Below are 11,508 nucleotides of genomic sequence, written 5' to 3'. Positions count from 1 at the left end.
ATCCTTGTGGAGGCCCTCGGGCCATCGGGGTGTGGCGCAGCTTGGTAGCGCGCTTCGTTCGGGACGAAGAGGTCGCAGGTTCAAATCCTGTCACCCCGACCATCTGATCGGCCCCTCCTTCGGGAGGGGCCGTCGTCGTCTCCGGGGGTGTCGCGGCGGAACGCGGCTACGCTGAATCGATGACCTCGGACCGCTCGGAGCGTCGGCTCGCGGCATCCGCTCGCCTCGCCCGGCTGGCGGCCCCACCGGTGCCGCGGATCCGTCTCCCCCGCGTCTGGATCGCCCTGGTGACGGTGGCCTACTCGATCGGCCTCGGCATCGTGCTGTTCTGGCCGGTACACGTCGATGGCGAGGGCGGGCTGATCGACCCCACGTGGCTGCTCGGCATACTCGGGTCCTGGGGTCTGTCGGCGGCAGTGCGCTACCCGCTCGTCGAGTCGGCCGGGAACGCGCTGATGTTCCTGCCGCTCGGTGCGCTGTGGATCGCCTGGGTCCGCCGGCCGCGCTGGCGCAGCGTGGTCGCGGCGATGGCGATCGCGTTGGCAGTGAGCCTCGCCGCCGAGATCGTCCAGGCGAGGTACCTTCCGGCCCGCACGTTCGACCCTCGGGACATGATCGCGAACACCGTCGGCGCCGGAATGGGCGCGGCGATCACGCTGCTGGCGGTGCGGTCGTGGTTCCGACCGACGGGGCCGGTCCTGCGCGAGCCGCGGGCCGGGTGACGGCGCCGGTCACGGACGATCAGGGCCGCGCGCCGGCTCCTGAGCCTCAGGGCGCGATCGTCCGCTCGCCCAACGCAGGAGCATCTCGAGCGGCCCGCGCCCGATGTAGTGCTGCCAGAGCCAGGCGAAGACCATCGACCCGACGACGAGGCCGATCACGAGCGGCCAGGAATCATCCGTCACCACGCCGTCCACCCTGCGCTTCGAGGCGGCGATGACGACGAGGTGCGCTGTGTAGATCGTAAGCGGCATCGCGCCCATGGCCGTGATCGGCGAGAGCGCGGTGCGCGCGACCTGGCGCGCCGCCGGCCGTGCGAGCGCCGTCAGTGCGACGGTCGCAGCGACGACGACGACTCCCACGGCGGTGTTCCCCAGGGTCTCGAGCGACGCGCGCACCGGTGCGGCCCACGCGGCCGTCGACGGATCGAGCGTCTCCTCGCCCGGGTCGGGCAGCAGCCGGGCCAGCGGCAGGGTGACGGATGCCACGGCCACGGCGATGAGCGCGGACCAATGCACGACGCGCGGCGACGCGACGCCGGCGCGCGCCATCCCGAGCCCGATCAGCATCACCGGGATCCAGATGATGACGGGGTAGGCACCGACGAGGAACCAGGTGGCGAGCAGCCCGAGCGGGCCGTCGGCGAGTTCGACGGTCTGCGGGTCGCGCGCGGCGATCGCGGTGATGGCCGGCGTCATGGTCAGGAGCACCGTGCCGAGGACCATCGCCACGCGTGCGGGGAGGAAGAGCAGCGGCAGCATGACGAGGAATGCGACGCCGTACACGTCGAGGATCACGAACACGAGCGGCCGCAGCATCGCGACGACGAGCACGCCGAGTGCGATGAGCAGCACGGCCCGGATCGCGATCTGGCGCCGGAGCGTGCCGCGCTCGCCCCGGTCGCGCACCGGCCGGACGGCGCCCGAGATGAGGCCCAGTCCGATGCCCGCCGTCAGCGCGAAGAGCAGGCGCGGGCGATCGTCGGCCAGCGCGATCAGCTCGTTGGCGTCAATGGTCGCGGCCGCGGGCGCGACGTGCGCCACGAACATCCCGATCAGCGCGATCCCGCGTGCGGCGTCCACCCCATCGATGCGGACGGCCGCGCGCGTCGACGCCGTCGTGCGAGGTGCGGCGGCCGTCATGCTGCCACTCTCGCACGGATGCGAGCGGACTGCGCCCGGCTTCGGACACGGCACGCGGGCGGCGATCAGGGCACTGCGATGCAGACCAGGTACTCCCCCGACTCGAGTTCCACGTCGCAGCGCGGCGGGGCCTCCCCGAACCAGATCCGCGGATCGTCGGCGGTCACCTCCACCGCGTCGGTCAGGCCGACGTGCGCGCCCGCGAGGACGCCGATGCTCACGCCGGGACCCCAGACCACCGCGACGTGGTCGTAGCCGAGCTCGGCGATGTCCCGCGCGGCCTCCCGCTGGGCGGAGAGGGTCTCACCGGGCGGATAGACGTGATCGCCGACGGCGCCTACGCGGCCGGCGATCGACCATGCCAGCGCCACGATGCCGACCGCCGCGACCCCGGCGATCGCCGCGCGCCACCATCGTGCTGCCGCTGCCGACCACGCGATCCGCGCGGCGGGCACGATGGCGGCGACGAGCACGGGAACGAACGCGAGCACGGCGGGGGCCGGATGCCGCACCCACGCCGGCGTGTGCCGGGAGACCAGCCACCACGCGAGGTAGGTCGCCAGCCCGAGCGCGGCGGCAAGCAACATGGCGCGGAACTCGGCCGGGTCGGTGCGGCTGCCACCGGAGGTCTCGAGCACCTCGGGGCTCCGGGCGATGCGGCGCAGCGCGACCACGAGGACCGCCGTTCCACCCGCGACGACCAGCGCCGCGACCACGGCCGCGACGACGACGGGGAGGTTCCACGACTCCAGCAGCGTGCCGAGCTTGTCGAGCGGCGGGACCGCGTATCCCCGCTGACCCCCGGAGCGGAGGAACCAGCCGAACTCGCGCACGTTCTGCACGTAGCCGGCCGCACCGAGGCTGAGGAGCTTCGACACTTCGAAGAGCACGGTCGGCGCCGCGGCCGCGAGGGCCGCCCACAGCACCTTCGGGACATTGCTCCGTGCCCGTCGGAGGATCGGCCCTGTGCCGTCGAGGAGGACGGCGATCGTGAACGCCGGCACGGCGAGCAGCGCGATGAACTTGACCTGGATGGCGAGGCCGAGCATGAGGCCCGCGAGCCAGGGGCGACGATGGACGAACAGCAGCGCTGCCACGAGGAACGCGGCCGCGGTCACCTCGCCGAGCACGTCGACGGGCGTCTGGATCGGCGAGGGCATCGCCGCCGTCTCGAACGCCAGCGGAACCGCGACCGCGACGACCGCGGCCCACCGGCCGCCGAGCCGCCGGCCGACAAGGGCGAGCGCCACCAGGAGCCCGAGGTACCCGGCCGTCGCGACCCCGCGTCCGGCGAACACGGGGTCGACGCCGATCCCGATGAGTCCGGCGATCGGGAGCAGCATGACCGGCCCCGTGGAGATGCGGACATCGAACGGCGCGAGCTCGCTTCCCGACAGCGTGCCGTCGCTCGCGTACCCCAGTCCGCGCACCAGGTTGAGCGGCACGCTGAGGTTGAACGCCTCGTCCTCCCAGAGCCGCACCGTCGCGATGCCCGGGATGAGCACGGCGAGGTTGGCCGCGACGAGCGCGACGAGTGCGACCCACCACGCGACGTCGACGAGGACGCGTCTCGCGTCGGTGCGCGGTCGGGCCTCGCTCGACGGGGCGCCGACCGGCGAGGTCACCGCCCGGCTCCCGGCCGGAGCGAGACCTGCCAGAGCTCGCCCGCCGCGGCGACCGCGAACTGCCGCAGGCGCTTCGGCGGGAGCTTCGGAGGCCGCTCGACCCCCCACATGGTGCCGGTCTGGTTCGACCCGCGGCGCGGGATGCTCGCGACCTCGACGTAGCGCACCCGGAAACCGAGGCGAGCCTCGGCGAGCGAGAAGTGCACGTGGGGCACGAGCGCGTCGGCGGGGATCCGGCCGAGCAGCTCGGCGAGCCGCTCCGGGCGATAGGCGCGCAGCGGGGTGTTGACGTCGGGCACGCGCCGCCCGGCTGCGAGCGCCACCACGGCGCCGACCGCCGCGGTGAGCACGCGTCGGAACCACGGATCGTCGCGACCGTGCCGCACGCCGTGCACCACGTCGGCACCGGTGGACACGGCGGCCCGCACCACCCGGGCGAGGTCGGCCCCGTGGAACTGCCCGTCGCCGTCGACGTGCAGGACCAGGTCGGGTGCGAGGTCGAGGCCGGCTCGGTACGCCGCGAGCGCGGTCGGACCGTGGCCCCGGTTGACTTCGGCGTCGATCGGAACGAGTCCCGGCAGCTCGTCGACGAGCCCGCGCAGCATCTCACCCGTGCCATCCGTCGACCGGTCGTTCACCACGACGATGCTCAGCCGGCGGGCGAGCGGCGTCACGTGCTCGCTCACCTCGGCCAGGAATCCGGCCAGCCCCTCGGCCTCGTTGTACGCGGGCATGACCACGACGAGATGATCCAGTTGCACACCGCCTCCCGGCGACTCGGCTGCACGGAAGGGCGCAGGCTCGCGTAGTAGCGTAGTGCAGATGTCACAGCATGCTCGATGGCGCCGGATCGCCGGCCTCGGCGCACGGTTCCTCACCGTGGGCGCCGTCAGCACGCTCATCGAGATCGTGGTGTTCAACCTGCTGTACCTCGTGCTCGGCGTCGACCTCGTCGCATCGAAGGTCATCGCCTCGCTCGTGGCGCTCGTGAACGCCTACCTCGGCAACCGCGAGTGGACGTTCCGCGACCGCGGTGGGCACACCCGCGCGATGGAAATCACGCTCTTCGTCATCGTCAACGCCGCATGCACGGCGCTCGGCGCGCTGATCGTCTGGGTGGGCGTGCTCGCGGCCTCGGCGCTGCTCGGCCGCGAGGCCGGCCCGTTCGCGGTGAACATCGTGAACCTCGCGAGCATCATCGTCGTGGTGATGCTCCGGTTCCTGCTGTACCACTACGTCGTGTTCCGCGGCGTGCGCAAGCCCAAGGCCGCGCAGCCGACGCCCACGCACACTGCGTAGCCGGCGCCCGCCACCGGGCCGGTCGGTCGTCGGCCTCAGCCCGCCGCGGCGCAGCCGGGCGCGTCGATGGTCACGTTCGCCGGGCGCACGAGCGGGGTGTGCCAGACCTCGAGCGGGCCGTACGCCGCGCCGGCCGTCCCACTGAACACCGCAGTGACCGCATGGGCCGACCCGGGCAGGTTGCGCACGTTGATCTTCACGGCAGGTCGGCCGAGGTGGGTCAGCGGGGTGACGGCGGCCGGCGCCCCATCGAGCTTCGCCGACTGGAACGTCGACCCGACCGGCCCGTACAGCACCACGTCGGATGAGATGTCGCCCTTGGGGAAGTACTTGCCGGTCGCGATGTACTCCGCGAGCCCATCGACGTCTTCTGGGCGCACGGTCGAAGTGAGCGTGGCGGTGGTGGTGAACGTCGGGGCGGTTCCGGAGTCGACGGTGCAGGAGTCCGTGGCCGCGGTGGCGTCGAGCTGCAGGTAGTAGTCCATCTTGCCCTGCGTGACGTCGTTGACGTAGACACCGACGACGCTCTGCAGGTCGTTGTCGGCAGGAAGGGCGCCGGTGATGCGCGAGCCCGCGATGAACTCGGCCTCGGCGGCGTCGGACGGCGCGTACATGAGCCGGCCCTCGTCGACCGAACGAGCGAGCGCTTCGACGAGCGCGTCCGTCTCGCCGGAACCCGACGTGATCACCTTGAACACCGAGGCCGCCGCGGCCGCGAAGAACGCGTCCTGTGCCTCGGGCTCGTCGTACCGGAAGTACACCTCGTTGAGGACCGTGCTCGCGGTGTTGTCGGCCGTGAGCTTCTCGCCGCTCGGCAGGGTGACCGGCCCCGTCGCGCCGAGCAGGTAACCCAGCGCCACGGGATCGAACGAGATCACGCCGTCGACCTGGGAACCGAACGACTCGGCCCACCACGCGCGGATCAACTCGGACGTCTCCGCGAAGTCGGGCGTCAGCGTGACATCCATCATGTAGCGGCCGATCTTGTCGCCGTACAGGGCCTCGGTCTCGGGATCGAGCTCGACGATCGGCGTCGCGCGGCCGTTCTGGAAGTCGCTGCTGGACGCCTGCTGGGCGATGGTGATCTTGCCGTCGGTGACATTGACGAGCAGCAGCGCGGCCGGGTTGCCGCCGGTGCCGCGTGCTTCGGCGTTGTTCTGGAACAACAGCAGGTAGTTTCGCGGTCCGTCGGCGCCCAGTGCCTTGGGGAGCACCTCGAGGGCCGTGCTGGCCGGGCCGATCATGGGCTCCACCTGTCCGACCGCCTCGTCGAGCTGCCCTATGCCGTCGGCGACGGGCCCGATGAGCTGGTCGCGCTCGACCGAGGCGAGCTCGGTCGAGACCTGGTCGATCGTGTCGGCCACGCCCTTGATGACGTTCGACAGGTCGGCGAGCGCCACGAGGTCGATCGCCCCGCCGGCGGGCTTCAACGCATCGAGGCTGAGCGTGGTCGCGGGTCGCACCACGCCGTCGACGAGCTGGTCGACCGACGTGGACGCGACGCGAACGGCCTGGAGGTTCGGGCCGGCCACCGGGACCCACTCGAAGGCCCGCCAGAGGGGGTCGTCGGTCAGCCGCCGGGCCTCGGCGGCGTGCACGGCGAGCTCGTCGACGGTGGCCGTCGCGCCGGCCTGGTCGCCGGCGAGGACCTGCTCCTGCGCCTTCTTCGCGAGCGGGATGGCCTGTTCGAGCTCGTCCTTCGCGGCCAGGCCGCGCTCGGCGATCTGCCAGCCGGCGACGCCGATCCCGATGATGGCGAGCAGCAGCACGCCGAGCGTCACGGGCACCCACAGCCGCGCGCTGCGCGCCAGCGGCTTCTTCGGTCGGTCGCTCGATCGTGGACTCACGCGACACATCGTATTCGGAGAACGCCGGGAGATCACCGATGACGCAGGAGATGATGCCGAAGCGCGATCTCGGCGGGTTCGGGCTCGAATCCGGTGGCGCGCAGTTTCGACAGGTCGAACTCGCTGTGCGACGGCCTCGCAGCGACCGGCCTGCCCGCCGTCGCGAACCGGGTCGCGTACGCTGCGGCGGTGGTCGGGGTGACGCGGTCGGGGTCGTGGCCGAGCTCCCTGAAGACGGCGCGCGCGAGGTCGAACCACGACACCACCGGTCCGGCGTTCGAGAGGTGGTAGACGCCGTAGGGCGCACCGCTGTCGAGCAGGTGCCGGATGCCACGGGCCAGCTCGTCCGCGAACGTGGGGCGCCCGGTCTGGTCGGTGACGACGGTGGGATCGGTCCCGTCCTCGGCGCATCGACGCATCGTCCGCACGAAGTTCGGCCCGTCGCCGACGACCCAGCTGGTCCGCACGAGGTAGTGGCGGGCGACGCCCTGCGCGGCGAGCTCTCCCGCGGCCTTCGACGCCCCGTACGCGCCGAGCGGCGACGGCGGTTCATCCTCCCGGTGCGGGTGGCGCGAGCCGTCGAACACGTACTCGGTCGAGACGTGGACGAGCGTCATCCGGCGGCGGCGCGCCACGTCGGCGATCGCGCCGACCGCGACCGCGTTCACCGCCCAGGCGTCGGCGCGGCCTTCGGCTTCGGCGAGATCCACCGCGGTGTACGCGGCAGCGTTGACGATGGTGCCGACGCCCGACCAGTCATGCTCGCGGATCGCGTCGGCATCGCGCAGGTCGAGGTCGTGTCTCGTGAGGAATCGCACCGAGCCGTCGGACTCGCCGGCATACGCGCCGCGCAGGGCCCGGCCGAGCTGCCCGTCGGCGCCGAGCACCACCGTGCGCAGCGGCGGAACGCGGGTCGCCTGCGCGAGCGGCGGATTCGCACGGTCCTTGTCGGAGACGATCGCCCGGTCGAGCGGAACGGGCCACTCGACGCCGAGCACCGGATCGCCGAGGTTGATCGCCGGGTACGCGGCATCCGGCGACCAGTGGTCGTTGACGAGGTACGAGTAGACGGTGTCGGGCTCGAGGGTCTGGAACGCGTTCGCGACCCCGCGGGGCACGAAGACGGCGGTTCCGGGTCCGAGCTCCAGCGTCACGGTGCGTCCGAAGCCGCTCCCCTCGCGAAGGTCGACCCACGCGCCGAAGGCCCGCCCGCTCGCGACGCCGAGGTACTTGTCCCACGGTTCGGCGTGGAAGCCGCGGGTCGTGCCGACGGCGGCGTTGTACGAGAGGTTCTGCTGCACGGGCCCGAAGTCGGGTAGTCCGAGCGCGACCATCCTGTCGCGATGCCAGTGCTCCTTGAACCACCCGCGTGCGTCGCCGTGCAGGGGCAGGTCGACGGTGAGCAGTCCCGCGATCGCCGTCTCGCGCACGCCGAGCGGCGCGGCCCTCCCGCTCACCGCCCGAGCTCCGCGTACCGCGCCTCGGTGTCGTCCTTCTGCGGCGCCCACCACGACTCGTTGGCGCGGTACCACTCGACCGTGCGGGCGAGGCCGTCGCGGAAGTCGGTGAAGCGAGGCGACCAGCCGGTCTCGCGGCGGAGCTTGGTCGCGTCGATCGCGTACCGCAGGTCGTGCCCCGGCCGATCGGGAACCAGGTCGTAGGCGTCGCGCGGGTGTCCGAGCAGGTCGAGGAGCTCCTCGACGACCTGAACGTTGTTGCGCTCGCCGTCGGCCCCGATGAGGTATGTCTCGCCGATGCGCCCTCGCTCGAGGATCGCGAGGACGGCGCTCGAGTGGTCCTCGACGTGGATCCAGTCGCGCACGTTCAGGCCGCTGCCGTAGAGCTTCGGGCGCGCGCCGCGCAGCACGTTCGTGATCTGGCGCGGGATGAACTTCTCGACGTGCTGGTAGGGGCCGTAGTTGTTCGAGCACCCGCTGATGGTCGCTCGCAGCCCGTAGCTGCGCACCCACGCGCGCACCAGCAGGTCGGACGCCGCCTTGGTCGCGGAGTACGGGCTGGACGGCCGGTACGCGGTCTCCTCGGTGAAGCGTGCCGGGTCGTCCAGCTCGAGGTCGCCGTACACCTCGTCGGTCGAGATGTGGTGGAACCGGATGTCGCGGCCGCGCGCGGCCTCGAGCAGCACGAAGGTGCCGACGACGTTGGTGTCGACGAACGGCCGCGGACCGGCGAGCGAGTTGTCGTTGTGCGACTCCGCGGCGAAGTGGACGATCGCATCGGTCGCCGGGTCGAGGCGCCCGACGAGCTCCTCGACGAGCGGCGCATCGGCGATGTCGCCGCGGACGAAGCGGAACCGTTCGTCGGGCAGCCCGTCGAGGGAGGCGAGGTTGCCGGCATAGGTGAGCCTGTCGAGCACGACGACGTCGTGGGCCGTGCGCTCGAGCACATGGCGCACGAAGTTGGACCCGATGAACCCGGCACCCCCGGTCACGAGCAGGGTGCTCATGCGTCCTTCCCCCGTTCGACGAGGCCGAGCAGGTACGCGCCGTAGCCGGACTTGCGCAGCTCCTCGGCCCGCGTCCGCAGGTCGTCGTCGCCGAGCCATCCCTGCCGCCAGGCCACCTCTTCTGGCGCCCCGATCTTGAGGCTCTGGCGGCGCTCGATCGTGCGCACGAACTCGGTCGCCTCGGACAGCGAGTCCACGGTGCCGGTGTCGAGCCAAGCGGTGCCGCGCGGGAGCACCTCGACGTGCAGCCGGCCTGCGGCGAGGTACGCGGCGTTGACGTCGGTGATCTCGTACTCGCCGCGCGCCGACGGCCGGAGCGACCCGGCGATGGACACCACGTCGTTGTCGTAGAAGTAGATGCCGGGCACGGCGAAGTCGCTGCGTGGATCGGCCGGCTTCTCCTCGATGGAGACGGCCCGCCCGTCGCCGTCGAACTCGATCACGCCGTACGCCGTCGGGTCGGACACCCGGTAGGCGAAGACGGCCGCGCCGTCGAGCCCGCTGAAGCGCGCCAACCGCGTACCCAGCCCGGGCCCGTAGAAGATGTTGTCCCCGAGCACGAGGCAGACCTCGTCGCCACCGATGAAGTCGGCTCCGATCATGAACGCCTGCGCCAGGCCCTCGGGGGCGGACTGCTCGGCGTACCGCAGCTCGATGCCGAACCGGGACCCGTCGCCGAGGAGCCGCTGGAACTGCGGCGCGTCATGGGGCGTGGTGATCACCAGGATCTCGCGGATGCCGGCGAGCATGAGCGTGCTCAGCGGGTAGTACACCATCGGCTTGTCGTAGATGGGAACCAGCTGCTTCGAGATGCCGAGCGTGATCGGGTGCAGCCGCGTGCCCGAGCCGCCGGCGAGGATGATGCCCTTCATCGGTTCGATTCTGCCCGACCCGGGAGGCCGCCGGTGGCCACGGCACCCGGCGGCGGCATCAATACGCGCCCTGCGCCCGGAGCACGGCCCGTGCGGTGCGGTACAGGATGATGACGTCGCCGGTCAGCGACCAGTTCTCGACGTAGTAGAGGTCGAGACGCACGCTGTCGTCCCACGAGAGGTCGGATCGACCCTGCGTCTGCCACAGCCCGGTGATGCCAGGCCGCACGAGCAGTCGGCGGAGTGCCCACTCGTCGTACCGCTCGACCTCGCTCGCCAGGGGCGGTCGCGGGCCGACCAGCGACATCTCGCCGCGCAGCACGTTGACCAATTGCGGCAGCTCGTCGAGGCTGTACCGTCGCAAGACGGCGCCGATCCGCGTGACTCGCGGGTCGGTGCGCATCTTGAACAGCACGCCGTTCCCATCGGTCCGGTCGAGCAGGGTCGGCAGCTGGGTCTCGGCGTCGATCACCATCGAGCGGAACTTCAGCATGTGGAACGGAGTTCCGTTGAGGCCCACGCGCTCCTGCGAGAAGATCGCAGGTCCCGGGCTGTCGCGACGCACGGTGAGCGCGATAAGCAGGAAGAGGGGGCTCAGCACGACGAGCGCGACGGATGCGACCACGAGGTCGAACGCGCGCTTCGCCGCGTACTTCCGGCCCGAGAACTCGGGATAGTCGACCTGGATGAGCGGAAGGCCCGCGACGGGACGGGCGTGGATGCGTGGGCCCGCGACATCGGTCAGCGCGGGAGCCACCACCAGGTTCGTCGAGGTGGTCTCGAGCCGCCAGCCGAGCTCGCGCATGCCGCGAGGGTCGATCGTGTCGGCGCCCGTGAACACCACGGTGTCGGCGCGGGCCTCGCCGAGCACGCGGTCGAGGCTGTCGTAGTCGCCGAGCACGGGGATGCCGGGTGCGAGCTCGCGTGCCGACTCACCGTGCTCGGTGATCGCGCCGACGATCTCGATCCCCGAGACGCCGTCGCGCGCGATCTGCTCGGCCACGTGCGCGGACTTCTGTCGCTCGCCCATCAGGATGGCGCGGTGCAGGAACCGTCCCTGCACGCGCTGCCGGAGCAGCCACTTGCGCCACGCCCACCGGCCGGTGATGAGCAGGACCAGTCCCAGCGGGAAGGCAACGAGCACGTACGCGCGGCCGATCTCGGAGCGAAGCAGGAACGCGCCGATGGCGAGGATCGCGAACACGCGGAGCGTGGCGTCCGCGATGCGCCGGTACTCGCTCGTGCCCGCGCCCACGACGGTGCGATCACGTGTCGCGAACAGCGAGAGGGAGACGAACCATCCGGCAGCCAGGAGCGCGGAGACCACGGCGTAGCTGATCAGGACATCAGCGCGCTCGCCGACGCCGGGAATGCGCAACGACGTCCCGGACGTACCGAACCGGATGAACTGCGATCCGTACACCGCGAAGAGGATGACCGCCAGGTCGGTGATGAGGAGGCGCCGCACGTAGGCGCGCTGCCATTCGGCGACCGCCTCGGCAGGGCTGATGGTCTCGGACTGCCGAGTGAGCGTCATGC

Annotated in this window: 10 protein-coding genes and 1 tRNA gene; 3 read left to right on the top strand and 8 right to left on the bottom strand. The window is 71.6% G+C overall.

Features of this window, described 5'->3' with window-relative positions:
• Positions 1-25 precede the first annotated feature (25 nt).
• A tRNA-Pro gene (locus ACFQ58_RS11980) sits at positions 26-102 on the top strand.
• 77 nt (positions 103-179) lie between these two features.
• Positions 180-722, top strand: coding sequence for a VanZ family protein (locus ACFQ58_RS11975; protein WP_376951333.1), 543 nt, complete (start codon positions 180-182; stop codon positions 720-722).
• Positions 723-731: 9 nt separating this feature from the next.
• Here ACFQ58_RS11975 and ACFQ58_RS11970 read toward each other — a convergent pair whose 3' ends face one another.
• From ACFQ58_RS11970 to ACFQ58_RS11960, 3 genes are all read right to left on the bottom strand, one after another.
• Positions 732-1,862, bottom strand: a complete 1,131-nt coding sequence (locus ACFQ58_RS11970) for a heparan-alpha-glucosaminide N-acetyltransferase domain-containing protein (protein ID WP_376951332.1) — start codon at positions 1,860-1,862, stop codon at positions 732-734.
• Positions 1,863-1,927: 65 nt separating this feature from the next.
• Positions 1,928-3,487, bottom strand: a complete 1,560-nt coding sequence (locus ACFQ58_RS11965) for a glycosyltransferase 87 family protein (protein ID WP_376951330.1) — start codon at positions 3,485-3,487, stop codon at positions 1,928-1,930.
• Positions 3,484-4,221 (bottom strand): glycosyltransferase family 2 protein, encoded by a 738-nt coding sequence (locus tag ACFQ58_RS11960; protein ID WP_376951619.1) that lies wholly within the window; start codon positions 4,219-4,221, stop codon positions 3,484-3,486. Before ACFQ58_RS11960 ends, ACFQ58_RS11965 begins: the two co-directional genes overlap by 4 nt.
• Before the next feature lie 88 nt (positions 4,222-4,309).
• On the opposite strand from ACFQ58_RS11960, the gene ACFQ58_RS11955 reads away from it, so the two are divergent.
• Positions 4,310-4,786 carry a GtrA family protein gene (locus ACFQ58_RS11955; protein WP_376951328.1) on the top strand — a complete coding sequence of 159 codons (477 nt, stop codon included), beginning with the start codon at positions 4,310-4,312 and terminating at the stop codon, positions 4,784-4,786.
• A 35-nt stretch (positions 4,787-4,821) separates the two neighbouring features.
• Here ACFQ58_RS11955 and ACFQ58_RS11950 read toward each other — a convergent pair whose 3' ends face one another.
• From ACFQ58_RS11950 to ACFQ58_RS11930, 5 genes are read right to left on the bottom strand one after another with little or no spacing between them, the layout of a single operon-like run.
• The gene (locus tag ACFQ58_RS11950) at positions 4,822-6,633 is read right to left on the bottom strand and encodes a DUF4012 domain-containing protein (RefSeq protein WP_376951327.1); all 1,812 of its coding nucleotides are present in this window, start codon (positions 6,631-6,633) and stop codon (positions 4,822-4,824) included.
• Between the two features lie 32 nt (positions 6,634-6,665).
• A complete protein-coding gene (locus ACFQ58_RS11945) occupies positions 6,666-8,090 on the bottom strand; it encodes a sugar nucleotide-binding protein (protein ID WP_376951326.1) in 1,425 nt (474 codons plus the stop codon).
• The gene (gene rfbB, locus ACFQ58_RS11940; RefSeq protein ID WP_376951325.1) at positions 8,087-9,097 is read right to left on the bottom strand and encodes a dTDP-glucose 4,6-dehydratase; all 1,011 of its coding nucleotides are present in this window, start codon (positions 9,095-9,097) and stop codon (positions 8,087-8,089) included. Before rfbB ends, ACFQ58_RS11945 begins: the two co-directional genes overlap by 4 nt.
• Positions 9,094-9,969 (bottom strand): glucose-1-phosphate thymidylyltransferase RfbA, encoded by an 876-nt coding sequence (rfbA, locus tag ACFQ58_RS11935; protein ID WP_376951324.1) that lies wholly within the window; start codon positions 9,967-9,969, stop codon positions 9,094-9,096. The genes rfbB and rfbA overlap by 4 nt, the downstream gene beginning before the upstream one ends.
• Before the next feature lie 58 nt (positions 9,970-10,027).
• Positions 10,028-11,506 carry a sugar transferase gene (locus tag ACFQ58_RS11930; RefSeq protein WP_376951323.1) on the bottom strand — a complete coding sequence of 493 codons (1,479 nt, stop codon included), beginning with the start codon at positions 11,504-11,506 and terminating at the stop codon, positions 10,028-10,030.
• Positions 11,507-11,508: the final 2 nt, after the last annotated feature.

The organism is Agromyces sp. NPDC056523 (assembly GCF_042794545.1).
Taxonomy (GTDB): Bacteria; Actinomycetota; Actinomycetes; order Actinomycetales; family Microbacteriaceae; genus Agromyces.
This window is presented reverse-complemented; position numbering and strand designations above follow the sequence as displayed.

Coding starts and splice junctions, on each gene's coding strand:
- ACFQ58_RS11960 (WP_376951619.1), bottom strand. CDS start 4,221: ATGCCCGCGTACAACGAGGCCGAGGGGCTGGCCGGATTCCTGGCCGAG.
- ACFQ58_RS11955 (WP_376951328.1), top strand. CDS start 4,310: ATGTCACAGCATGCTCGATGGCGCCGGATCGCCGGCCTCGGCGCACGG.
- ACFQ58_RS11970 (WP_376951332.1), bottom strand. CDS start 1,862: ATGACGGCCGCCGCACCTCGCACGACGGCGTCGACGCGCGCGGCCGTC.
- rfbB (WP_376951325.1), bottom strand. CDS start 9,097: ATGAGCACCCTGCTCGTGACCGGGGGTGCCGGGTTCATCGGGTCCAAC.
- ACFQ58_RS11975 (WP_376951333.1), top strand. CDS start 180: ATGACCTCGGACCGCTCGGAGCGTCGGCTCGCGGCATCCGCTCGCCTC.
- ACFQ58_RS11930 (WP_376951323.1), bottom strand. CDS start 11,506: ATGACGCTCACTCGGCAGTCCGAGACCATCAGCCCTGCCGAGGCGGTC.
- rfbA (WP_376951324.1), bottom strand. CDS start 9,969: ATGAAGGGCATCATCCTCGCCGGCGGCTCGGGCACGCGGCTGCACCCG.